Origin of the sequence: Haloarcula amylovorans (assembly GCF_004681185.1) — an archaeon.
GTDB classification, from domain to species: domain Archaea; phylum Halobacteriota; class Halobacteria; order Halobacteriales; family Haloarculaceae; genus Haloarcula; species Haloarcula amylovorans.
The window spans coordinates 1296455-1320207 of sequence record NZ_SRIF01000002.1 but is presented as its reverse complement, the minus strand read 5'-3'; the positions used below and the strand labels follow the sequence as shown (position 1 = coordinate 1320207).

Below are 23753 nucleotides of genomic sequence, written 5' to 3'. Positions count from 1 at the left end.
AAGAGGCTATTTGAATTAATCGTGAAGGAACTACAGTTTCCGCCTGGCTCAAACCTCTATTTGTTGCATGAGACTGACGAGTTCTTCGAGCTCCGGGAACGTATAGACCTTCACGTTGATGTCCGAGTCCAGTGCGTGGACCCGCGAGTCGAACATCAGCGCCATCTCGTTACCGCGGTCGCCGACCAGTTTGTCGACCATCCCGCTGCCCGGCCCGAACGTAAAGTTCGGCGTCGAGATGTCGATGGTCGTATCCAGCACGTTCGCCCACCCGTCGATGAATCCGCTGGTCATGATGTTGCCAATCTCCTGAATGGCAGAGCGCTCCATGTCGGTAAAGCCCTCGCCGTCGGGGTTCGTCTCGCCCATGTCGCCGATCATGCCCTGTGCGAGGTCCTTCGCGCTCCGAGCGTTGAACAGAAAGAGGATGTAGCCGTGGGGTTTCTCGACCATCTCGATGCTGATGCCGATCTGCTTCTCGTCGCCGATGTGGGTCTTGATGTCCGGGATGTCGATGAAGTTGATCTTCGTGATCTCCATCTCCGTCTCCATCCCCGTCATCTGGCTCAGGTGGTCGGCCACGGTGTTTCCCCCCTCCTTGGCCATCTGGTTGAACAGGCCGAGTTTCCGGATATCTATCATCAGACTCATGCGTAGTCAGTCGGACCCGACTTGCCGGCCCTCCCACATAAGCTATGCACCCCCATTTTCGCAGGCGAGAATCGGGCGCTCTAGAACTGTTCGGCGGTATCGATGCCGACGACGAGGCCGCACTCGTCGGTGTCGAAGTCGTCGTCGCCCTGGACGGCGTCGGCAAAGAGCAGCTCAGCCTGTTCGGTGTGTGCGAGTTTGACCGCTGCCGTGACCTCCTCGCCGAAGTCGAAATCGGCGAGCAACTCATCGACGGCAGACTCCGAAACTCGGTAGGCTCGCGTCCCGTCGACGGTGACGTACGGTTCGCTCTCGAACTCGGAGTGTCGCCCGAGTAACTCGGGATGGAAGACGACGAGCGCGTCCGCCAGCGCTCCTCGGTCGACGCCAACCGTCTCGGCCGCGTGGTCGATTCTTGCCTCGTTGATGGCAACTTCGTTCGCGGTCGTATCGTCGGGAGTCATCGTTCGCTTCCGAGTTCGTCGCCGCCCCCTTTCGTTCTTCTGGCAGGCACCTCGGGCTGAGCGCACTCACGCAATGCGGACGCTGACGGCGACGCCCTCACCGAGGGGGAGGAGTCCGGTCTCGAAGTCGGGGTCGTCCCGAACGCGTTCGAGGTACGCGGCGATGCCGCGACTCATCTCGTTGGCGTCTACGTCCTCGCCATCGAGCAACGCCCGAACGTCGTCGAAATCAAGCGGGCCGGCCTCGATGGCGTTGTCCGCGGCGACGACGCCACCGACGGGCACCTTCTCGCGGACTGCCTCGAACGCCTCGGCGTAGCGGTCCTTCTCGTTGTCGATGAGCACCACGTCGAAGGGGCCGTCGTACTCACTGACGATTTCGATGGCGTCGCCGTGTTCGAACGCCGCCCGGTCGGCGTAGTCGCCCCGTGAGAGGAACTCGCGGGCCTCGTCGAGTTCGTCGGCGTCGATCTCGGTCAGCACGATTTCGCCGTCCTCGGGGAGCGCCGGGGCCATCCAGTACGCCGAATAGCCGAATCCCGACCCGAACTCGAAGACGCGCTCGGCGTCGGTCAGGCGCGCGAGCATTCGTAGCCACCCGCCGACGGCGGGTCCGACCGTCGGGAACCCCTCCCGGTCGGCCTTGTCGTCCATCTCTTCGATGACGTCGTCTGGGTCCGGCGAGAGTGTCCGGGCGAACTGTTCGGTGACATCGGGCAGCGGGTCCTCGCTCATGTATCGAGCGGTCGAGGGGCGCGGACAAAAAGCACCCGCGTCGGTCACCGGTTCCGGCTGACCGGGAACTTCACCTGGTCGGGGTGCTCGTTGAACGCGGCGAGGATGCGTCGGTACAGTTCGTTTCGCACCCGCTGTCCCCGCCGTGGATGGACGAGGTAGCGCAGGCGGAAGGCGACCCACGACTCCTCCTGAACGACGTTGACCGTCGGTCGGTCCTGCACTTCGAGTTCCACTGGCGTCTCTGCGAGTCGCTCACGGTAGCGCTCGATACGGGCGGCCATCTCGTCGCCGAGATAGTCGTCGGCGACGGTTCGCATCGTCCCCGTGGCGAACTCGAAGTCCGTCTCGTAGGCCACCTGTACCGTCAGTTCGTTCCAGACGTAGGGGAACTCCTCGCGGGTGTAGTTCTTGACGTGCGAGGAGAGGACGACGCTATTGGGGAGCGTGATGCTGCGGCCCGAGGGCTGGTTCGAGGAGACGAGGTCGCCGTTTATCTCCCACAGCGTCGTCACGAGAAAGGAGACTGCCACGACGTCGCCCTTCGAGTCCTCGATGGCGACACGGTCGCCCACCTGGTAGGGTCGCTTGACCATGATGTAGAGCCACCCGATGAGCGAGAACAGCGGTTGCTGGAGCGCAAAGGTCACCGCGAACCCGACGACGCCGAGCGAGAACAGGAGGCCGACCCACTGTTCGGTGAGGACGCCGAGGGCGGCGACGGTCCCGGCCACGCCGAAACTGAGGCGAAAGAGGTTCTTCGCGTCGTGGCGGCGGCGCTTGTCCGCCGTCCGCTGGTCATAGACGCCGAGGGCGATTCGATAACAGCCGTAGGTGGCGAACGCGACGGCGAGCAGGGAGAGAGACTTGACGAGGAGGAACCAGACGGCGACTCCCTGCACTGACCCCTCGATGGTCACTCGCTGGACGAGTGCGACCCCACCGGCACAGACGAACGCGAACACGAGCGACAGATACCCGACTGGACGGCTCACACCGTGGTCGATGTGAGGCGACCACTAAACCATTGTGAGTACCCCACACGGTGATGGTTGTCCCGACCCATGATTCGGCATGGATCGAACTGTCGAAATCGTCCCGGAAGCGGGACTCCACGCCCGTCCCGCCTCGAAGCTCGTACAGACCGCCAACGCATACGACGCGACGGTGCAGATCGGCCACGCGGGTGCCGACGACGAGGAGTTGGTAGCCGCCAACAGCATGCTCGCGGTCACCGGACTGAACGCGCAGCAGGGCGACGAGGTTGTGCTCGTCGCGGAGGGCGACGACGCGGAAGCGGCACTCGACGCCCTCGAAGCGGTGCTGACGACGCCAGTCGAGGAGGAGGACGGCTCGACGGAGGGCGCGGAGGACCACGAGACCGAAACGGAAGACGCGGAGGGCGGCCCGTGACGACGCTCACCGGAACCGGGAGCACGCCGCTCGCCGGCGTCGGCACCGCACGCTGGTTCCGCCCGGACAGCCTCGAACTCCCTGACCGGCCGGACCCGGAGACGGTCGATACGGCCAACCAGCGAGAGCGATTCGAGGACGCCCGCGACGCGGCCCGCGGGGCCATCCGACGGGCCCGTGATCGGGCCGCAGAGCGCGTCGGCGAGGACGAGGCCGCCGTCTTCGACGCCCACGAGCAGTTCCTCGACGACCCACAACTGGTCGGCGACGTCGAAGATGCTATCGACCACGGAACGACCGCCGAACACGCCGTCTCGGACGCCTACGGCGACGCCGTCTCGCAGTTCGAGAGAATGGAGGGCCGGATGGCCGAACGCGCGGACGACCTGCGAGACGTGCGCGACCGCCTCCTGCGCGAACTGCTGGACGTCGAGACGGCCGACCTCGGCTCGCTCCCCGACGGAACGGTCCTGCTTGCCGAACGCCTGACTCCCAGCGACACCGCCGAACTGGACCCCGAGGCGGTCGCGGGCATCGCCACCGTTACCGGCGGTCGCACGTCGCACGCGGCCATCATCGCCCGCTCGCTGGCAATTCCCGCCGTCGTCGGCGTCGGCGAAGGACTGCTGGACGTCGCCGAGGGTGCGATGGTCCTCGTAGATGGGGAGGCAGGCGAGGTTGTCCTCGACCCGGACGACCAGCGCCGCGAATCCGCTTCGGGACTCGACGCCCCGGTCGTGACCGAGCGCGTCTCGACCGCCGACGGTCGCGAAATCGAGGTCGCCGCAAACGTCGGCCGGCCCGCCGAACTCGACCCCGCAGTCGCCCGCGGCGCGGACGGTATCGGTCTCTTTCGCACGGAGTTTCTCTTTCTCGACCGGGATGCCGCTCCCGACGAGGGCGAGCAGTTCGAGGCCGTCACGGCGGCGCTCGACGCGTTCCCCGAGAACCGCGTCGTCGTTCGGACGCTGGACGTGGGCGGCGACAAGCAGGTCCCGTATCTCGACCTGCCCAGCGAACCGAACCCGTTCCTCGGTCGCCGCGGCGTTCGCCTCTCGCTATCGACCCACGCCGACCTTTTCGAGACGCAGTTGCGGGCGCTGCTCCGCGCGGCGGCGACCGACGGCGGCGAAGACCTCGCCGTGATGGTGCCGATGGTCGCTCGCGTCGAAGAGGTCGAAGACGTGCTGGAGCGGGTCAAGCACGTCGCCGCCGGTCTCGAACGCGACGGGGTCGCCCACGCAATCCCCGACCTCGGCGCGATGGTCGAGACACCCGCTGCGACGAATATGGCCGAGTCGCTGGCCGAGCGACTCGACTTCCTCTCTATCGGGACGAACGACCTCACGCAGTACGTGATGGCCGCCGACCGCGAGAACGACGCTGTCGCCGACCTTCACGATCCGCTTCATCCCGCAGTCCTCCGGGCCATCGACCGGACGGTGCGAGCCGGTCACGACGGCGGCGCATGGGTCGGGATGTGCGGCGAGATGGCGGGCGACCCCGATCTGACGCAGTTACTCGTCGGCCTCGAACTGGACGAACTCTCGATGAGCGCCGTGACCGTTCCGGCGGTCAAACAGCGTGTCCGAGACATCGACACCGAGACAGCGCGTGTCCTCGCAGACGAGGCGCTGGCCTGCGAGACGCGGGCGGCCGTCCAGTCCGTACTGAGCGAGCGAAAATCTTACTAATCCTATATTTGTCTCGGCGTCCTACGACTACGTATGGCTCGCACCGACATGGACGCCATCGAGATAGCCGACTTCCTCAGGGACCAGCGAACCGGCGTGTTGTGTCTCGGACACAACGACGACAGCTACGGCGTGCCGCTGTCGTTCACCTACCGCGACGACGATTCGAGCATCTACTTCCGGATGGGCTACGGCCCCGGCAGTCAGAAGCGAAAGTTCCTCGATGCCGCGGACCATGTCACGTTCGTCGTCTACGACCAGACCGACGAGGGGTGGACCAGCGTCGTCGCTGAAGGGACCCTCGAAGTGCTGACCGGAGACAACGTCGACTCTGCCATCGAGGAGGCCACGAAAGCGCTCGACATCCCGTATTACGAGGTCCACGACAGACCCGTCGAAGACCTGGAGTTCAACATCGTCCGCCTCCAAATCACGCAGCTCAGCGGCATCGTCGAAGGCCACGAAGGGCGATAGTGGCCCTCAGAGTTTGTCGATGTCGCGGGCGGCCTCGGCCTGTTCGCGGACCGAATCGCGTGTCGCTTTCGGACTCGTCGCGGCGACGGCGGCGTTGACCGCGCCTTCGAGCACCGGCGCGTCCGCGATGACCGCGTCTGCGTCGCTCATCTCGATGGCAACGTCGGCGTTCATCACGGCGCTCCCGAGGTCCACGAGGACGACGACGCCGTCGCCATTGTCGACCGCGGACAGCGCGTCCTCGATGTCGTCCGGGACGGTGCCGATGCCGCCCTGCCCGTCGCCGCCGACGGGTTCGATGCGGGTGTCGCCACCCATCTCTGTCGCGACTTCGGCGATGCCCTCAGCGGCCTTCCGACTGTGCGAGACGACGACGAGACCGACCATCAATCCTCCGTGGCCTCCTCGCCGTCCGGCACTGTCGGCGACGCGGCGTCGACGGCCGGTTCCTCGACGCCCAGTTGCTCCTGTGCGACCGACAACAGTTCCTCCATGATGTACAGCGTGCTCGTCGCGCCGGGGTCCTGATGGCCGACGGAGCGCCAGCCGAGATACGATGCCCGTCCCTTCGATGCGCGGATGGGAACGGTGAAGTCGACGCCGCGTTTGGCCGCCGCCACGGCCTTCGCCAGCGCCTCGACCGGCGGAAGGTCGTCCGTCTCGACGGACTTCTTGAACGTGTGAACTGCCGGCACCAGCGCATCGACCATCGTCTTATCGCCCACCTTCGCGTCGCCGCGGTCCTGCACCTTCTCTAAGTAGGTCTCGGCGAACGCCACCGCGCTCTCGGCGGTGATACCGTCTTCGAATTCGGCGCTGGCAAAGACGAGCGAACCGCCGTAGAGCGGTCCGGACGCGCCGCCGACTTCGGACATGAGCGTCTTCCCGGTGGTCTTGACCACCGTCGCCGGGTCCGGGTCGTTGAGCCCCGCGACTTCCTCGGCGGCGGCGTTCCAGCCGCGAGCCATGTTCCCGCCGTGGTCGGCGTCGCCGATGGCCGAGTCGAGTTCGGTGAGGTAGCTCCGCTCGGCTTCGAGGCGCTCGGCGACCGCTTCCACGGCCGCGACGACCGCCTGTCCCTCGTCGCTCATTTCACGGTCAGCGCCGGGGTGTCGGCCGGCGCGCCGAGTAAATCCTTCAGCTCGTCGTCGACGGCACAGACGGTGATGGAACACCCTTCCATATCCAGCGACGTCATGTAGTCGCCGACCCACGCGTCCCACGTCTCTAAGTCGTGGCCGTCGAGCAGTTCCTGTAGCTTGCGGTTGACGACGAACAGTTCCATCATCGGCGTCCCGCCCATCCCGTTGACGATGGTGACGACTTCCTGCCCCGAGTCGAGGTCCAAATCTTCGAGGACCGACGCGGTCAGTTCCTCGGTGATAGCGTCGGCGTCCATCATGTCGGTGCGCTCGACGCCCGGTTCGCCGTGGATGCCGATGCCCAACTCGATCTCGTCCTCGCCTAAATCGAACGTCGGTTCGCCCTTCTCCGGCGTCACACAGGATGTGAGCGCCATCCCCATCGTGCCGACGTTGTCGACCACCTTCTGGGCGACCCGCTGGACTTCGTCTAACTCCGCGCCTTCGGCGGCTTTCGCGCCTGCCGCCTTGTGGACGAGGATGGTCCCACAGACGCCCCGTCGCCCCGAGGTGTACAGCGAGTCCTCGACGGCCACGTCGTCGTCGACGACGACTTCTGCCACGTTGCCGCCTTCCATTTCGACCATCTCGCCAGCCGTCTCGAAGTTCATCACGTCGCCCTCGTAGTTCTTGACGACCATCAGCACCCCCTCGCCGCTGTCGGCCACGTCGACCAGATGCTCTAGTTCGTCGGCCGTCGGCGAAGTGAACACTTCACCCGCCGCCGCCCCGTCGAGCATCCCGTCACCGATGTAGCCCGCATGTGTCGGCTCGTGGCCGCTCCCGCCGCCGCTGACGATGCCGACTTTTCCGTTAACCGGCGCGTCAGAGCGTACCAATACGTTCGTATCCGGCAGCCGACGGACTCGGTCGGGATAGGCCGCGACCATCCCGTCGAGCATCTCGTCGACCACGTCGCCCGGGTCGTTGATGAGTTTCTTCATGAGTCGTGTTGACAGAGGGCTCACTCCCTGATAAAGTTGAGCGAGTGATACGTCGAGACGGCCAAAATTATCTCCGCCTACGCGTTCCAGTAGTCCGGCTCGTTACCGCCCTTCCACTTGATGGAACAGCCCCGCGAGGGCTTCTCGGTGGCGTTGATCTCCCCGCCGGACAGTAGCGTCTCGACGTGTCCGGCCATCTCTCGTTCGGTCGGGTCGTCGTCGGGATTTGGTGCGTCGTCGATGCGTCCGTGGTAGGCCAGTCGGAACGTCTCGTCATCGTTGTCGAAGAGGAACGGGTCCGGCGTACAGCGCGCGCCGTAGGCCGCCGCGACAGTCTGGTCCGCGTCGCGGAGGTAGGCGTCGTAGGCGACGTCACCGGACGTTACCAGTTCCTGCATCCGCTCGAAGGAGTCGTCGGGGTACTCCTCCTCGTCGTTGGAGTTGATGCCCACGACGGCGAGGTCGTCGTACTCCGCGGCGAGACGGTTCAGTTCGTCTATCTTGGCCTTCGCGTACGGGCAGTGATTACAGGTGAACACGACGAGCAAGGCGTCGTAGTCGGCGAAGTCCGATAGCGCGTACGTCTCGCCGTCGGCACCCGGCAGTTCGAACGACGGTGCGGCGTCTCCGCGCTGCAGAACGTCGGACTCTGAGTCCATCGAAACCATTGTAGCTGGCGGTACGTCGCGGGACGGCAAAAGCGCACGGACGCGTCATACGGACTACTGTAGTTCGGTGCCGGACCGACCGCACGACGCCGTGTGGTCGGTTCGAAAAATAGCGACAGCAGTCCGTATCAGTCGCCGGGTTGTGCGGTGCCGAGCGCTTGGCGGCCACCGACAGCCAACACGACAGCCGTCAGCGCCATAGCGAGGACGCCGATGCCCGCGACGGCCCAAAACGCTGCCGCGACGCCGGCCCGCGAGACGAGGACGGCCAGCACCGGCGGCGCGACGGCGGCCCCGCCGGAGATGCCGATAGTGAGGAGGCCGAAGTTCTTCCCCGCCGAGTCGTCGGTCGAGAAGGCGTCGGCGAGTGACGCGCGGGCCGGTCTGCTTCCGTCGACGGTGGCCGAGAGGACGAGGACCAGCGCCAGCGCGCCGACGACGGGGAGCGTGCCGAGCGCGAGCGTCCCGGCGACGACGACCAGCGCCGCGTAGCCGCCGACGAGTACCGGTCCCGGCGAGTAGCGGTCGGTGAGCCACCCGCCCGCGAAGATGAGTACCGCGCCGGTGACGAGCATCGCCGAGACGGCGAAGTTCGCGGTGGCGTCAGGAATCGAGTAGCCCGAAGAGAGCAGCGCCGCTGTGTACTGCTTGATGCCCCACCCGGCCATCGACGAGACGAACCAGAGGACGGTGAGCGCGACGATGGGCGGTGAGGAAACGACTGTCCGAAGTTCGCGTCGAATCCGCGTCGCCAGCGACGCGTCGGTCGCGTCGGCAGCGGTTTCGGTGTCGCCGTCAGCGCCAGCGGTTGCCGTCTCACCACCGGGGCTCGACGGATGCGTGATGTCTTCGCGCACGAGTCGGTCGAACGCCAGCAGACACACGACGCCGTAGACGGCCCCGACGGCGGCGATAGCGCCAATGGCGACACGCCAGTCCAGCCCGAGCGTGCTGGCCGTCGCCACGAGGGCCGGCGGTGTGGCGAGCCCGAGCGCCCCGGTGAATCCGTGGACGCTGTAGGCCCGCCCGCGGGTGTCTGCCGTCGTCGCCGCACCGATGAGTGGGTAGTGCGCCGGGTGGTGGCCCGCGATACCGACGCCAGTGACGACACTGGCGGCCAACAGCCACGCGTAGCTCTGTGCCGTCGCCGTGAGAACCGCCCCGATTGCGCCGAAGGTCAGCGAGATAGCCAATACCGACGTCCGACTTCGCGAATCCGAGAGCGACCCGAACGGCAACTGAAGCGCCGTCACGACGACGCCAACGGTCCCGAGTGCGATACCCAACTGGGCGTCGGTGAGCCCGAGGTCTGACTGCAACGGCCCGAAAATCGGCGGCAGCAACATGAAGTAGGCGTGGTTCACGAGGTGTGAGCCGCCAACCAGACCGACGACGAGTCGGGACTGCGCATCAGAGACCACTGTACCGTCGTGTCACGGGCTAGCGCAAAGAGCGTCGCGGTTCCCCCGCCTCAGTCACTTTTCAGTCGTCAATCGCTCCTTGACGGCGTCGTCGAACGCCGCCGCCGCGCCGTACACCTCGCTGTCGGCCGCGACGGCGAACAGCGTTTCCTCGCCCTCGGTCTCCTCTTTCTCCAGGATGCCCATCGCGGCGAGGTGGTCGAGCGTCCCGTCGAGATACAGCGTCTTCAGCGCGACGCCGGCTTCCTCGCTCAGTTCCGTCTTGGTGTACCGTTCTTCGGGGTCGAGTCGAAGCAGCGTGTCGATGACGGCGGGTGCGCCGTCGTAGCTAGCGATGGTGCTCCACCCAGCAGTAGGCTCCTCGTCTCGGGCGGCGTCCTCGAACATTAGCCGGGCCGAGGCATCCCACTGCAATAAAGCTCGCGACGGTTTCACTCGACAGCGGTGCGTCACACTGTCTCACCATTGAGCAAGGCTTTTGTCCGCCACCGTCCGCCTCCACAGTATGAGCAGTCGCCGAGAGATTCTTGACCTGTTACGGGAGAACGCCCGCTACACCACGGAGGACTTAGCCCACCTTACGGACTTCTCCGAGAGCGAAGTCGAGTCGATCATCGAGGAGTTCGAGGCAGCCGGCGTCATCTGTGGCTATCAGGCCGTCGTCGACTGGGGTGCCGTCGAGACGGACGAAGAGCGAGTCCGGGCGGTCGTCGAACTCAACGTCGCGCTGGACCGTGAGACCAACTACGGCGACATCGCCGACCGTATCGCCCGCTTCCCCGAGGTCACGTCGCTCCGCCTCGTCAGCGGCGACTACGACTTCGACCTCGCAGTCGAGGGCGACTCCATGCGGGAAGTCTCCCATTTCATCAGCGACAAGATCGCGCCGATCCCCGAGATAACCCAGACGGTCACTCACTACATCATGGAGTCCTACAAGGAACAGGGGATGACGTTCGACGACCACGACGATGACGACCGGCTCTCTGTCTCCCCATGACGTTCGAACCCGCCGACCGCGTCGACGCGGTGCCGCCATCGGGTATCCGGCGGTTCTTCGAGCTGGCCGAGGAGATGGACGACATCATCTCGCTGGGCGTCGGCGAGCCCGACTTCTCCGCGCCGTGGGCCGCCCGCGAGGCCGCGATCACCTCGCTCGAACGCGGGCAGACTTCCTACACGGCCAACCGGGGGAAGCGAGAGTTGCGCGAGCGCATCGCCCGCTACGAGTCAGATGTCCACGACCTCTCGTACGACGCCGAAGACGAGATTCTGGTGACCGCCGGCGCGAGCGAAGCGCTGGATCTGGCGTTTCGCGCGCTCCTCGACCCCGGCGATAGCCTCGCCGTCGTCCAGCCGTGTTACGTCTCCTACGTCCCCGGCGCGACGTTCGCCGGCGTCGACGTCATCGACGTTCCGACGCGCGTCGAAGACGAGTTCAAACTCACTCGCGAGGTCTTAGAGGAGTCCGGGGCCGCAGAAGCCGACGCGCTGGTCTATTGCTACCCGAACAACCCGACGGGCGCGACGATGACCGGCGACGAACTGGTCGAGGTGGCATCCTTCTGTCGCGAGAACGACCTCGTGGTGTTCGCCGACGAGATTTACGCCGACCTGACCTACGAACACGACCACACTTCCATCGCCACGCTGCCGGGGATGCGCGAACGGACCGTCGTCTTCAACGGCTTCTCGAAGGCCTTCGCGATGACCGGGTTCCGCCTCGGCTACGCGATGGGTCCGTCGGAGGCCATCACGGCGATGAACCGGGTCCATCAGTACACGATGCTGTCGGCCCCGACGACCGCGCAGCACGCGGCCATCGAGGCACTGGACAACTGCCGTGAGGAAGTCACCGACATGGCCACGCAGTACGACCGCCGCCGGAAGTACGTCCTCTCGCAGTTCGAGGAGATGGGCCTCTCTTGTTTCCCCGCCGCCGGTGCGTTCTACGCGTTCCCCGAATGTCCGTGGGACGACGCCAGTGAGTTCGCCGAGGCGTTGCTCCAGTCGAAGAGCGTCGCTGTCGTCCCGGGAACGGCCTTCGGTGAGGGCGGTGCCGGCCACCTCCGCATCTCCTACGCGACGGGGCTGGAGGACTTGAAAGAGGCGATGACGCGGATCTCCGATTTCGTCCAGTAACCGCGCTCGATACCGAGGTCTCGATTCTGATAGTTAGTTATCAATCCTAATAGCCGCGCCGAAAGTTTCAGTACGGGGCCTGCTGTATCACGTCTAAACTGTGTTGGACCGTGGCGTACTATCAGGTGGACTGTGGTGGGGACTGACGCCGAAAAGGTTTTTCACACGAACCAAGAGATGAAACACAATGGCAATTGATGATAAAACGGGGGGCAATTCGGAACAAGTCGCCAGTGGGGGGGACGGCGACGACCGGCCGGCGACGGTCGGAGAGTACACGTGGGACGACCTCAGACGGGAGTTCCACAGCGGGGGGCGCTTCGACCGAAGCGAGTACCTCGGCTTCGAGCCACGCGACCTCGAAGACAGACTGGAGACCGCTGCGAGTACGGCACTGACGCTTTCGCAGCCGTTCGAGGAGTATCTCGATCCGACGACGACGCCGGTCACGAAGGGCGTCTACACGTGGGAACATTTCAAACAGGAGTTCTACTACGACGAAGACGGAGACCAACCGCGCGACGGCGAAGGCGAGGTCGTCCCCTTCGAACCCGAAGATCACCTCGGGTTCGACCCGGACCACGTCGAGAACAAGCTCTCGCTGGGCGAGAATCTGGCGGCGGAACTCGACGAATTCGTCGACGAGAACACCGTCGACGTTGACCCCGATGTAGATGAAGACGTGTTCTTCTCGACGCGGGAGGGCCACACCACCGTCGTCAACCGCTACGACTTAGAGAAGGCCGTCCCGGAGAGCAAGAAATCACACTTCCAAGAGACCGAACGCTACTGGGTCAACAAACCGTACGCCTGCGTCGTCATCTTTCACTCTCGGAAGGAGAACGAACGGAAGTACTACGTCGTCGAACCGTATCTCAACCCGATCGAAGACGACCTCAAGAGCTTCCTCTCGGGGAAGCTCAAGACCGCGATCAAGTACTCCGAAGACGACGTCATCGTCAAGGGCTCGAACGCCGACCGAGCGTCGGTCATCCAACGCGAGGCCGAGCAGCTGCTCTCCCGGTACGACCTCTACGACGGGTCGGTCACTGGCGGGACAACCAGCGGCGGGTTGCTCGACCAGGTGAAAGACCTCTTCGACATCGGTGAGGAGACCGAAACAGAGTCGCTGGGGCAACTGAACGGAATCATGGCCCGCCCCGAGCCGGCCATCATTGAGGACGACCCCGCGACACTGAACGAGTATCAGGTCGAGAAACTGCTGTACATGCTAAAGCGGGACTTCGTCGGGTACGCCCGCATCGACCCGGTGAAACACGATATCAACGTCGAGGACATCTCCTGTGACGGCTACAACTCCCGCGTGTTCGTCTACCACACCGACTACGAACAGATCATCACCAACGTCGAACACCGCGAGAGCGAACTGGACGACTTCGTCGTCAAACTCGCCCAGCGTTCCGGAAAGGGGATCTCCAAACGCCAGCCACAGGTCGACGCGACGCTCCCGGACGGGTCGCGTGCGCAGTTGACGCTCGGACGAGAAGTGTCGGACCACGGGACGAACTACACCATCCGTCAGTTCAAGGACGTGCCGTTCACCCCAATCGACCTCATCAATTGGAACACGTTCTCGCTCGACGAGATGGCGTTCCTCTGGCTCTGTATCGAGAACAACAAGAGCCTCATCTTCGCCGGTGGTACGGCGTCCGGGAAGACCACCTCACTGAACGCCGTCTCGCTGTTCATCCCCTCGAACTCCAAAATCGTCTCCATCGAGGACACCCGCGAAGTGGAGCTACCCCAGCGAAACTGGGTCGCGAGCGTGACTCGCCCCTCCTTCGGCGAGGACGACAAGGGCGACGTCGACGAGTTCGACTTACTGGAGGCCGCACTCCGCCAACGCCCGGACTACATCGTCATGGGCGAGATTCGCGGTGAGGAGGGACGGACCCTCTTCCAGGTTATGTCGACCGGACACACGACCTACACTACGTTCCACGCCGACTCAGTCGGCGAGGTCATCAAGCGCTTTACCACCGAGCCGATCAACGTCTCGAAGACGCTCTTTACCGCGCTCGATCTGGTCTCGATTCAGACCCAGACTCGCGTGGACGGCAGCAAAGTCCGTCGGAACAAGTCCCTGACCGAGATCAACGAGTACTCCGCCGAGAACGACGAGATCAACGTCCGGGACGTCTACGAGTGGCGCGCCGAGACGGACGAGTACATCCAGATGGGTAACTCCAACACCCTCGAAGAGATCAAGTTCGACCGCGGGTGGACACAGGAGAAACTCGACGAAGAGCTGTTCAAGCGGAAAGTCGTCTTAGCCTATCTCATCGAGCAGGGGCTGAACACCTACACGCAGGTCGCCGCGACGATTCAGGCGTTCGTCAACGACCCCGATACCATCCTCACGCTCATCGCCAACGACCAACTCGAACGGTCGCTCGAAGACCTCCGGGAGATGGAGTCGGTCAAGATAGATATCGACCCCGAAAAAGAGGAGATGGTCCCGCGGCCGGACGCCCCGCCGGCGATGGTCGAGGAGACGAAATCCATCCTCGACAACGCCGGGCCGCTGTTCGAGCAGTTCAAACAGGGTGATACGCCGGATATCGTCGCTGCACTGATGGAAGGCGACGCACTAGCAGGAGACGTAGAAGACGAAGAGGAAGAGGAAGATGTCGGCGGCTTCGGCCAGTTCGTCCCAAAGGCCGGAAAGGAGGCAGATAGCGGATGAGCCTCGATACGAAGGGCCAGCAACAACTCGGGAGCGGCGGCGCTCTGGGCGATGCGTTCTATCCGGCCTATCGGAAACTGTTCGACGACGAGGGTGATTTCGTCGACAGCGTCGGGACGAAACTCGCACAGGCCCGGATGGCCGACAACGTCGAGATGTTCCTCGCGCGGGCGCTAGCCGTCGGCGTCATCGCGGGGGCGACCCTGTGGCTCGTCGGGACGTTTCTTGGCTACCTGCTCGTCACGCTCCTCTTTTCCGGAACCGAGGGGCCAACGTTCATCGGCGTCGCCATCCAGAACGAAGCGGTGCTGGCCGTCATCGACGCGCTGAAACTCCCCTTCCTGATTCTCATCACCGGACTGGTGTTCGGGGCGATCGGTTTCGGGATCGGCTTCGGCTCACTCGTCTCGATCCCGTACTTCCGGGCCAGCGCGCGCGAACGCGAGATCAACATCCTTCTCTCGGACGCTATTTCGTTCATGTACGCCCTCTCGGTGGGCGGATTGAACCAGCTCGAAATTCTCCACGCGATGGGGAAAGCCGACGACACGTACGGCGAAGCCGCAAAGGAGTTTCAGTCCATCGTCTTAGAGACGGAGTATTTCGATACGGACTACCGGTCTGCGGTTCGCAACCAGGCCATCGAGACGCCCTCAGACGAGCTCTCGCAGTTTCTGACCGACATGCTCTCGATCATCAACTCGGGGGGAGACATGACATCCTTCTTAGAAGATCAGAAGGAAAAGCACATGCGAACCGCTCGGCAGGAGCAGGAGAAGATGCTGGAGACGCTGGAGTTGTTCGGCGAGATGTACATGACGCTCTCGCTGTTCCCGCTCTTGCTCATCATCATCCTCGTCATCATGTCGATGATGGGCAACGCCCAGCAGCGACTCATCTACGGCACTGTCTACGGCCTCATTCCGCTGACCGGGACGGCCTTCCTGGTGCTCGTCTCGACGGTCACCCAGGACGCCATCGGCGACGGCTACCTCCGGCCGGCCGCCGACGAGGAGAACGTCGTCGTCGACGAGGGTGTCGGCGTGTTCAACCTCGGCCTCGTCGAGCAGTACACGGGGGCCTACGGCGTCTTCGACCGCATCAAGAGCCGCGAGGGGACCTACGAACTCGTCCAAATACTGAAACGGCCGGACCTCTTCTTCCGCGACCATCCGATTCTGGTCCTCGGGCTGACCGTCCCGCTCTCGATTCTCGCGCTGGTCGTCGCCGTCGTCCTCGGGTGGGCACCCCTCTCGCTCGACGGGATGCGAGCCAATCCCGTCTCGGGAACGTTCTTCTGGGTGTACGTTCCGATGTACATCAACTTCCTCCCGCTGACGATATTCTACGAGTGGAACCTCCGCTCGCGGAAGGCCATCATCGGCAATCTCTCGGAAAACCTCCGGAAACTCGCCTCGGCCAACGACACGGGGATGACGCTACTCGAATCGATCAAAGTGGTTTCGGAGACCTCGGCGGGGAAACTCTCCGACGAGTTCGAGACGATGCACGCGAAGGTCAACTACGGAACCAGTCTCAAGGAGGCCCTGCGGGAGTTCAACAACAAGTACCACGTCCCGCGACTGGCCCGGACGGTGAAACTCATCGCCGAGGCACAGGAGGCGTCCAGCCAGATTCAGGACGTGCTTTCGACGGCGGCACAGGCCTCCGAAAATCAGGACGACATCGAGCGGGAACGAAAATCCCGCACTCGGATGCAGACGGTCATCATCATCATGACCTACCTCACGCTGCTTGGCGTGATGGCGCTGTTGAAGACGCAGTTCCTGGACGTGATGTCCGGACTGTCGACGCAGGCGTCGGGAGCCAGCAGTTCCGGCGCGCCGGGCGGGAGCTTCGGCGGCAACGTCGATACGGAACTGCTGTCGATGCTGTTCTTCCACGCGGTGACGCTACAGGCGCTGCTCTCGTCGTTCATCGCGGGATATATTCGGGAAGTGAAGTTGATGGCCGGCGTGAAGTTCGCCGTCATCCTCTCGACGATCGCGCTCGTGGTGTGGATGGCCGTAGGGTGATGGGTAGGACCATCGATATCAGTAAATGAGTGATGGCGTAGATATTTAATAATGGTGCGACAGAGGTTATACGATAGTCGAACGCGGTAGGATATAGCGAGCGACAGAGGAGTGCGGTGATGGACGACAGCGGAATAATAGGAATGGACGACAGGGGACAGACGGCACAGGATTTCGCTATCGGGACGAGCATCCTGTTAGTTACGATTATCGGGGCGTTCGTCTTCATCCAGGGCGGCGCGCTCTCGGTGTACGAGGACTCGGCGACGCCGATAGAGCAGCCACAAGCCGACCGCGTCGCCTCGTACCTCGTCGAGAATTACAGCGTCGACGGGAAGCCGAACTCCCTCCGGTACAATCAACCCGATGGCATCGATCAGTCACTGGCGGCAGATACGGACCTCTCAGAGTTGAAAGCCCGCGCTGGCGTCAACGTCTCGTCAACCCGCCGGACGAACCCAGACCTGAACGTCAGCATCGTCGACAGTTCGTCGCTGGAAAACGGGAGTCGAGTACCCGCCCGCGACGGGAGCGGAACAGCGCTCGCGTGGGGCGAAGACTACCGGGACCAACCGTCCGTCACCTCGACACGGGTCGTTCGGCTGGCGAACGATGTCGATACGCAGTGCGATCCGACCTGTTGGCTGGTGGTTCGCGCATGGTGAGCGGCGATCGAGGGCAGGCCTACACGCTCGAAGGAGTCCTCGCTGCGATCCTCATCGTCTCGGCGACGGTGTACGGACTGCAAGCTATCGATACGCGCGCGTGGGAGGACGGGACGCGCCAGGAGACACGACAGCTGAGCCAGCGCGCGAACGACCTGTTGACCGTCGCCAGCGAGACTGGCGCGCTACGGAACGCGACGCTCTGTTACAGCGCCGGTAAGACGCGACTCAACGGGAAACAGGAAACGAAACCCGCCCGGTTCGAGCGGATGCTCAATCAGACCTTCGACGCACAGGGCGACCAGTACAACCTCTATTTCAGTTACTGGAACGTTACGAGCGACGAACGAGAGACGCAGATCGTCTCTGAGCGCTCCGAAGAGACGCTCAATCGGCCACCAGCCAGTGCAACGGTGGCGACGACGACGGTGACGCTGACCGATACTATGGCGATTCGCATCAATGGACCCGGACCGGACGGCTGTACCGAAACTGGGCCATCGCTGGAGGAAGATATCTCGACGTACTATCTGCAGGACGTCGACGAACAGGCAGAGCTGTACAACGTCGTGGAGGTGCGACTGACCGTATGGTAGCCGACGACCGCGGACAGTTGCTGCTTTTCGGCGGCATCACTGTCGCCGTCGTGTTCCTAGTCACGATTGCGCTGACCAACAGCCTCATCGTGACCCAAAACGTGGCGACCCCGGACAACGCCGACCGTATCGAACAGGTCGCCGACCGGGAAGCCGCCGTCGAGCGAGACTTACAGGCAATCGTGACGCGAACCCGCGCGGCCAACGACACCGACGAGTTCACCGACGCACTCAATCGGAGCCTCGCGAATTACTCGACCTACCAGACCCGCGTGAGCGGTGCACGGACGGGCTCGTACGTCGACGTGACGCTGAATAAGAGCAGTTCGAGGGGGAATCGGACCACCAGCTCCGGCGACTTCCAGCGCCCCGATCCCAGCGGACCGGGAAACGCTAACGACTGGCCGGTCGTCGAAGACGCGGACACCGTTACGGCATTCAACATGACCGTAACCACGGTCAACGGCGGGCCGTCGAACGCGTTCACAATCATCGTCGAGGGAGAAGGGGGCAACAGGTGGCGGCTGCGGGTACTCGACCCAGTCGGCCCGGTCGAACGGGCCGTCAGAGTCGAGCATTCGGGAACGAGTTCGACGGTCTGTAGCACGCCCACCGACACGCAGGATGTCCGTCTGAACGTCACTACTGGCGAGTGTACAATCGCTGGGACGACGACGACATTCCAGTCGTTCGAGGACGTCCTCGATAGCTCCTTCGACGTCCGGTTCGAGAACGGAAACAGGGCGGGTGGACAGTACGTCTTCGCGTCAACGGGAACGTTCCCCGATGGCAGCTACGACTCGGGCGATTACAGTTCCTACCCCGCTGTCCCCGCAATCGATGTCACCTACACCAACTACGAACGCACCATCCTCATCAACGAAACGTCATGATTCGGGATACACGCGCCGTCTCACCGGCGATTACGCAGGCGTTGGCCATCGGAATCTCGACGATTCTGGTGACTGGACTGCTCATCGGCGGGGCGCAACTGGTCACCGACCAGCGAGAGTCCGTCGCTCGGGAGGGGCTGGTCGACGTTGGGTCGGGTATCACGAGCGACCTCGTCCGTCTCGACCAGTTCGACACCGCTCGACTGACGAGCAATCTCTCCTTCCAATCGCACTATCCCGAACGTATCGCCGGCGAGCAGTACAGAATCGTCGTCGATCCCGGGCCGGATCGAACCACAATCTACGTCAACATGACGAGTCGTGACCTCTCGACGCAGGTCCGGTTCGACAACGAGACCGAACCCGGTATCTGCCCGAGTATCGTCAACGGCGGCCCGGTCGCCGTCGCGTACAACGCCACGGAGCCGTGTCTGGAGGTACGCAACGGATGAGAGAGATGGCGACCCGTGGCGTCTCCGATCTGGTCGCGTTTACGCTAGTGTTCAGCGTCATTATCTCGATGATCGGGCTCATGACCATCGGCGGCGTCGGTGCCTTAGACGACGTGCGAGAAGGGACCGAGACCAACGTCGCGGAGGCGACGATGCTTGGCTACGCCGAGACGCTCTCCGACCAGCGAGCCAGTGACGCGCCGCGCCGGTCGACGACGATAAAACTGCAAGGTCACGGGCTCAAGCGGACGAACTCAAATATCTCTGTCACCGTCGACAACGGGTCGGGTCAGCCGATTGACGAAGAGCCGCTCTCCACCAGTGCCTTCGTCCGGACGACCGACACCGGAACCGAGTTAGTGTACAGCAGCGGTGCGCTGTTTCGCGTAGAAGAAAACGGCTTCGTCGTCGTGCGACTCCCGCCGATACGCTGCGATTCTAACAGCGCCGACCTCCCGCTGACAGCCGTTCAGGGCTCGGTCAACGTCTCCGCGGAGAACCGCGTGACGCTTCGCAGCGAGGTAACCAACCGCTCGCTCGTCTACCCCGTGGATGCCTCGGATGCGAGCGCTGACTACGTCGAAGTGGACGTGGGGAACACGACCTACAGCGAGGCGTGGGAGCGAGTGTTCGAAGAGCGACTTCCGAACTGGAAGGAACAGAGTAGCGGCGTCTACCGCTGTGACACCGGCCGCGCCGTCGTCCACCAGACGACGATCGACATCACGGTCGTCAACTGATACGGATTGTCGTAGTCTCGTACCGGTATCGTCAACCCCAGTGTGACGATTACTGGTAAACAGCTACAACAGTCCGTATAACTCAGCCGCTTTTGACCGTTATCGTCGAAGAGTCCACCGAGATGGGCGAATCTTCCGTGTTGCTATCGCCGCTGTCTACCGCTTGGAGGAACAGCTCACCGGTGATGGTATCGTCCTTATTTCCGGAGGACTTCGTGTCGCTGTAGACGGTTATCTCGTAGGTGTAGTAGCCGGGGTCGAGGTCGCTGTCGAAGCCGACGTACGCCGGAACCGGGCCCTCACCGGCTAAGTTCCCCGAACCGACCCGCTTGCTGACCGTCTTGTCTACGGCTGTCGCACCCGTGTTCTTGTTCTCGATGGTCAACTGTACTTCACGTTCGTCGCCGACGGTGCCACTGTTTTCCACTTTGACGTTCATCCGCGAGATACCACCGCGCCGCTCGATTATCTCTTCCGTGTCGTAATCTGACGTGCCGATGTTGATGCTCGTATCTCGGACCACCGAGACATCCGATTCGCCGACGAACAATTGACGATTCGAAGCGGTGACGTCCTCGGTCTCGACGTAGTACGTATAGTTGCTCTTCGCCGTTGGGAGGTCGAACGCCCGCGTCTTCGAGTTCCCGCTCGCGAGAGTGACGGACTTGCTCGCGACCTCGGTAAACCCGCCGCCGGCGTCGTCGTCGCGGACGAACAGCTTCACGTCCTGCGTGTCGCTGGCTCCGCCGGTGTTGTAAATTTTCACCGTCGCCTCCGGCGCGTCGTCGACGTCAGCAGTGGCCGGACCGCTGACGCTGACGAGGAAGTTCGCGGTCGGCGGGTCACCGATGGTAACGAAGCCAGAACGCTCACTCGCAGACGTGCTAGACGCCGTCGCGTTGGTCGTCCACTCGTACGTGCCCGGAGGATGTGTCGTATCGAGGTCGAACGTGACCGTTTCTGACTCGCCGGAATCGAGGTCATCTACGGTCCGCGCCCCTTCGTCGATACCCGCGAACGTCGCCCGAACGGGGGTGCTTCCCGACTTCCCCCCGACGTTGGTGATGGTGACTTCGAGGTCCGTGTCCTCGCCCTGGTTGACTTTGCTGGGTACGTCGACATCGGTGATTCTGAACTTCGCGGGTTCCTGTATCGTTCGCTCCAGCGAGACGACACGGAACGTCGCCACGGCGTCGTTGTAGTCCGGGTCGTCGTCCTTGTAGGCGTTAGCTGGATCCGCATCCTTCTGTGAGAGTTCGTAGAGGAACACGCGTTCGTCGTCTGCCAGCTGGAGTCTGCCGTCGTCGCTCACTCTCCCGCCCAGCATGTCGTCGATACCCAACTGTGCGACCCCCGCCTGCTGATAGGCGGGCAACGTCTCGTCATCCCCGAGGATGACGACGTTCTCCGAGTTGGAATCGCCGTCGATAGCGATTCGTTCGGATCCCCACCTCGTACATTCTACGCCCGGAACGTCGTACAGTCGTCCGTTGTCGTATATGTCTACGTCCTCGTGGACGACGCCGTTGTACTCCCTGTTTCTGCAGGAATACGACCGAGAAAACAGCGAGACCGTGGAGTTAGGGGAGAGGACCAGTTCCTCGGTGTAGACATCTGGATAATCGTCATTTCTCATTCGCCGCTCTGCTTCGGGGTGGTTGACGTTACCGTAGTTGTAATCCCCCCAGAGCAACCGACTATACTCGCCCGTGTCGTTCTCGACGAGCAGTCGCATCCGAACCGGATCACTTACGATATACCGGTAATCATCGGTGTCAACGAACCCTTCTAACTCCGCGCCGTTCATCTCTATCTCTGCACGGACGCCTTCTTTGACAGTGATCTTCCCGTCGTCGCTGTCGATAGGGTCCCACCCGTCGTGGACTTTGAGGTTCTGATACAGCGAGGTGTTCGCGGTCGAAATTGTGAGTTTGTTGTTTCCGTAATCGAACTCCTCGTCGGTCACTGTCACTGTCCACGTCGCGGTCCGGTCCGCGTTCGGCGCGAGCGTCATGGTCTCGGCAGCCAAAACATTCCCCGTCGAGGCGTTTGTGATACGGACGGTCTGTGTCCCCGAACTCGATCCGGTGTTGTTCACGCGAACGTCGAAGGTCGTCTGGTTGCCCATCGCAACCGGGTTCTTCGAGATCGACGACCCCGTGATGACGAAGTTCGCTTCTGGTGACGGGCCGACGTAGAAGCTCCCGGTCTGTGTCTCGTTCGGCGTCTCGACGGTGTAGGTGTACAAGCCGTTCGTGTTCGAGCCGAACGTATGACTCAGCGTCGCTGTTTGGCTCTCGGGTGACCCCGCGAGGTTGCCGTCTAAGTCCATCGTCGTCGTCGACTCCGCGACGAGCGCCCCGGTCGACTCGTTCTCGATGCGAACGCTAACGTCGTCCTCGACGGTCTGTCCACCGGTGTTTTTCACGTTTGCATCGATGGTGACAGCGTCGCCCTCGTCGACGTTCATTGGCGGCGACACCGATTGGATGCTGAAGTATCCCGCCTCGCCGACGGTGAAGGGGTCTACCGCCTCAGTATTCGATGCGAGGTCCCCGCTGAACTCCAACCGGTAGGTTCCGGTGTTGCTCGTCGGCAGTTCCTCACCGACGCTCACCGTCGTCGTCCCCTCCGGTGGCACTGAGACGTTCCACGTCGCTCGTGGCGTCCCGTCGACCGTCATCGTGAGCGTCTCGATGGCAGTCATGTCGCCGGCATCGCCCGAGCCGCTGTTTTCGAGCGTCACGGTCGCACTCGACGGATTGGCCCCCAGACTGACACCGCTCGGAACGGATACAGACGATATTCGAGTGTCCGGATGCCCACCCGGACTGTCGAACGCGACTTTCTGGTGTGCCGAATCGTCGGCTATCACGCTCAAGTTATGTGGGTCTCCGTCCGCGACGACCTGACTGTTCGGGAGCGAGTAGGTGACAGTCGTGCTCTCCCCACCGCCGAGCGTCACCGATTTGCTATCCGTGTACGTTCCGTTGTGGTAATCGAATTCTACTGGTCTTGTCGACCGTAATCCCCCGGTGTTAGTGACTGTTGCTGTCACTTGTGGCTGGTTTCCAGGGCTCCGCGTGATACCGACGTTCGAGACGGAGTACTGGGGGTCGGAAACGTCACCGAGCTGGAAGGTGATCTCGACAGTATCACCGGGATTGACCGTCCCGGTCGGACTGACAGAGACGCGCCGGTCGTCGTAGTTGTTCCGCGCCCAGTTGGCCCAACCGCGCGCGTAGAGACTGTCCTCTATCTTCAGCGTCGCATTCTGAACTCTCGACGGCTTACAGACGAAACCGATACGACCGCTCGGCGGCGGCGCGGTGTACGTGCCGTTAGTGTAGAGGGCACGGCTCATATTCCGCTGTTGAATCTGCTGTGCGGTGACGTTCCGCTGTGCCTGAATCTCGCCCGACGACGTAATCTGTCCGGAGACGTTCACGAATGCAACCGACAGCGACCCGTTGTCGTAGGTTACGTCCGGCGGCGAGGACATCGTCGTACCGGCTTCGGTCAATCGCCAGACACCGCCGCCCTCATAGCCGACGTTCTTCCCCTTCTCTTCGTAGCGGATGCTACTGAGATTGCGTGAACCGCTAGAACACGTCGCGTTCTCGTTCAGTGTGAGGTTGTACGTCGGGTCGTGTGAGACCGACACCTTCCCATCTACCTCGTCGGGGATATCGAACGACGTGTTGCCACCGCTCGACTGCTGGAACACGCTGTCTATTTTGAGCAACGACTCTTCTGCAATCTCAGTGTTCGCATCTTGATTCACGTCGCTAATCGTCGTCCACCCAGCGACGAGAACGACGACTACCCCCACCATCGTGATACCGATCAGTAAGACGACAGCCAAGACGTTGGAGACGCCACGCTCCCCCTCGACTGACCGGTCTCCCCCAATCAT

The 23753-nt window shown here is 62.9% G+C and carries 23 protein-coding genes; 12 read left to right on the top strand and 11 right to left on the bottom strand.

What is annotated here, in order from left to right:
- Window positions 1–48 precede the first annotated feature (48 nt).
- From E4S61_RS13995 to E4S61_RS13980, 4 genes are all read right to left on the bottom strand, one after another.
- Entirely contained in the window at window positions 49–651 is a 603-nt protein-coding gene (locus tag E4S61_RS13995) for a chemotaxis protein CheC (RefSeq protein ID WP_135304544.1), read from the bottom strand.
- Window positions 652–731: 80 nt separating this feature from the next.
- Window positions 732–1115 carry a hypothetical protein gene (locus E4S61_RS13990; protein ID WP_135304543.1) on the bottom strand — a complete coding sequence of 128 codons (384 nt, stop codon included), beginning with the start codon at window positions 1113–1115 and terminating at the stop codon, window positions 732–734.
- Window positions 1116–1181: 66 nt separating this feature from the next.
- A complete protein-coding gene (locus E4S61_RS13985; protein WP_135304542.1) occupies window positions 1182–1850 on the bottom strand; it encodes an O-methyltransferase in 669 nt (222 codons plus the stop codon).
- 44 nt (window positions 1851–1894) lie between these two features.
- Window positions 1895–2845 carry a mechanosensitive ion channel family protein gene (locus E4S61_RS13980; RefSeq protein WP_135304541.1) on the bottom strand — a complete coding sequence of 317 codons (951 nt, stop codon included), beginning with the start codon at window positions 2843–2845 and terminating at the stop codon, window positions 1895–1897.
- A gap of 79 nt (window positions 2846–2924) precedes the next feature.
- On the opposite strand from E4S61_RS13980, the gene E4S61_RS13975 reads away from it, so the two are divergent.
- Genes E4S61_RS13975 through E4S61_RS13965 form a run of 3 tightly spaced genes read left to right on the top strand, consistent with a single transcriptional unit; the run spans window position 2925 to window position 5431 of the window.
- Entirely contained in the window at window positions 2925–3263 is a 339-nt protein-coding gene (locus tag E4S61_RS13975; protein ID WP_135304540.1) for an HPr family phosphocarrier protein, read from the top strand.
- Window positions 3260–4957 (top strand): phosphoenolpyruvate--protein phosphotransferase, encoded by a 1698-nt coding sequence (gene ptsP / locus E4S61_RS13970; protein WP_135304539.1) that lies wholly within the window; start codon window positions 3260–3262, stop codon window positions 4955–4957. The genes E4S61_RS13975 and ptsP overlap by 4 nt, the downstream gene beginning before the upstream one ends.
- Window positions 4958–4990: 33 nt before the next feature.
- On the top strand, window positions 4991–5431 hold the full coding sequence (locus E4S61_RS13965) for a pyridoxamine 5'-phosphate oxidase family protein (RefSeq protein WP_135304538.1): 441 nt from the start codon (window positions 4991–4993) through the stop codon (window positions 5429–5431).
- Window positions 5432–5437: 6 nt separating this feature from the next.
- Here E4S61_RS13965 and dhaM read toward each other — a convergent pair whose 3' ends face one another.
- The 6 genes from dhaM to E4S61_RS13935 form a co-directional block, all read right to left on the bottom strand.
- Window positions 5438–5818: a dihydroxyacetone kinase phosphoryl donor subunit DhaM gene (dhaM, locus tag E4S61_RS13960; protein WP_135304537.1), complete on the bottom strand. Its 381-nt coding sequence runs from the start codon at window positions 5816–5818 to the stop codon at window positions 5438–5440.
- The gene (dhaL, locus tag E4S61_RS13955) at window positions 5818–6522 is read right to left on the bottom strand and encodes a dihydroxyacetone kinase subunit DhaL (RefSeq protein ID WP_135304536.1); all 705 of its coding nucleotides are present in this window, start codon (window positions 6520–6522) and stop codon (window positions 5818–5820) included. Before dhaL ends, dhaM begins: the two co-directional genes overlap by 1 nt.
- Window positions 6519–7517: a dihydroxyacetone kinase subunit DhaK gene (gene dhaK, locus E4S61_RS13950; RefSeq protein ID WP_135304535.1), complete on the bottom strand. Its 999-nt coding sequence runs from the start codon at window positions 7515–7517 to the stop codon at window positions 6519–6521. The genes dhaL and dhaK overlap by 4 nt, the downstream gene beginning before the upstream one ends.
- 77 nt (window positions 7518–7594) lie before the next feature.
- Complete coding sequence (locus E4S61_RS13945; RefSeq protein ID WP_135304534.1) at window positions 7595–8185, bottom strand: thioredoxin family protein; 591 nt, start codon at window positions 8183–8185, stop codon at window positions 7595–7597.
- A 128-nt stretch (window positions 8186–8313) separates the two neighbouring features.
- A complete protein-coding gene (locus tag E4S61_RS13940) occupies window positions 8314–9606 on the bottom strand; it encodes an MFS transporter (protein WP_209309491.1) in 1293 nt (430 codons plus the stop codon).
- A 54-nt stretch (window positions 9607–9660) separates the two neighbouring features.
- Window positions 9661–9993: a hypothetical protein gene (locus E4S61_RS13935; RefSeq protein ID WP_135304533.1), complete on the bottom strand. Its 333-nt coding sequence runs from the start codon at window positions 9991–9993 to the stop codon at window positions 9661–9663.
- Between the two features lie 118 nt (window positions 9994–10111).
- Between E4S61_RS13935 and E4S61_RS13930 the strand changes: the two genes are divergently transcribed.
- The 9 genes from E4S61_RS13930 (at window position 10112) to E4S61_RS13890 (ending at window position 19837) form a co-directional block, all read left to right on the top strand.
- Window positions 10112–10606 (top strand): Lrp/AsnC family transcriptional regulator, encoded by a 495-nt coding sequence (locus E4S61_RS13930; protein ID WP_135304532.1) that lies wholly within the window; start codon window positions 10112–10114, stop codon window positions 10604–10606.
- Window positions 10603–11748, top strand: a complete 1146-nt coding sequence (locus tag E4S61_RS13925; RefSeq protein WP_135304531.1) for a pyridoxal phosphate-dependent aminotransferase — start codon at window positions 10603–10605, stop codon at window positions 11746–11748. The genes E4S61_RS13930 and E4S61_RS13925 overlap by 4 nt, the downstream gene beginning before the upstream one ends.
- Window positions 11749–11935: 187 nt before the next feature.
- Window positions 11936–14455, top strand: a complete 2520-nt coding sequence (locus E4S61_RS13920; RefSeq protein ID WP_135304530.1) for a type II/IV secretion system ATPase subunit — start codon at window positions 11936–11938, stop codon at window positions 14453–14455.
- Window positions 14452–16491, top strand: coding sequence for a type II secretion system F family protein (locus E4S61_RS13915; protein WP_135304529.1), 2040 nt, complete (start codon window positions 14452–14454; stop codon window positions 16489–16491). The genes E4S61_RS13920 and E4S61_RS13915 overlap by 4 nt, the downstream gene beginning before the upstream one ends.
- A gap of 119 nt (window positions 16492–16610) precedes the next feature.
- Window positions 16611–17156, top strand: a complete 546-nt coding sequence (locus E4S61_RS13910; RefSeq protein ID WP_245180730.1) for a DUF7287 family protein — start codon at window positions 16611–16613, stop codon at window positions 17154–17156.
- The gene (locus E4S61_RS13905; RefSeq protein WP_135304528.1) at window positions 17150–17752 is read left to right on the top strand and encodes a DUF7288 family protein; all 603 of its coding nucleotides are present in this window, start codon (window positions 17150–17152) and stop codon (window positions 17750–17752) included. Before E4S61_RS13910 ends, E4S61_RS13905 begins: the two co-directional genes overlap by 7 nt.
- Window positions 17746–18645, top strand: a complete 900-nt coding sequence (locus E4S61_RS13900) for a DUF7261 family protein (protein WP_135304527.1) — start codon at window positions 17746–17748, stop codon at window positions 18643–18645. Before E4S61_RS13905 ends, E4S61_RS13900 begins: the two co-directional genes overlap by 7 nt.
- Window positions 18642–19097 carry a DUF7266 family protein gene (locus tag E4S61_RS13895; RefSeq protein ID WP_135304526.1) on the top strand — a complete coding sequence of 152 codons (456 nt, stop codon included), beginning with the start codon at window positions 18642–18644 and terminating at the stop codon, window positions 19095–19097. Before E4S61_RS13900 ends, E4S61_RS13895 begins: the two co-directional genes overlap by 4 nt.
- Window positions 19094–19837, top strand: coding sequence for a DUF7289 family protein (locus E4S61_RS13890; RefSeq protein WP_135304525.1), 744 nt, complete (start codon window positions 19094–19096; stop codon window positions 19835–19837). The genes E4S61_RS13895 and E4S61_RS13890 overlap by 4 nt, the downstream gene beginning before the upstream one ends.
- Window positions 19838–19919: 82 nt before the next feature.
- Here the strand turns inward: E4S61_RS13890 and E4S61_RS13885 are convergent, their stop codons facing one another.
- Complete coding sequence (locus E4S61_RS13885; protein WP_135304524.1) at window positions 19920–23753, bottom strand: DUF7289 family protein; 3834 nt, start codon at window positions 23751–23753, stop codon at window positions 19920–19922.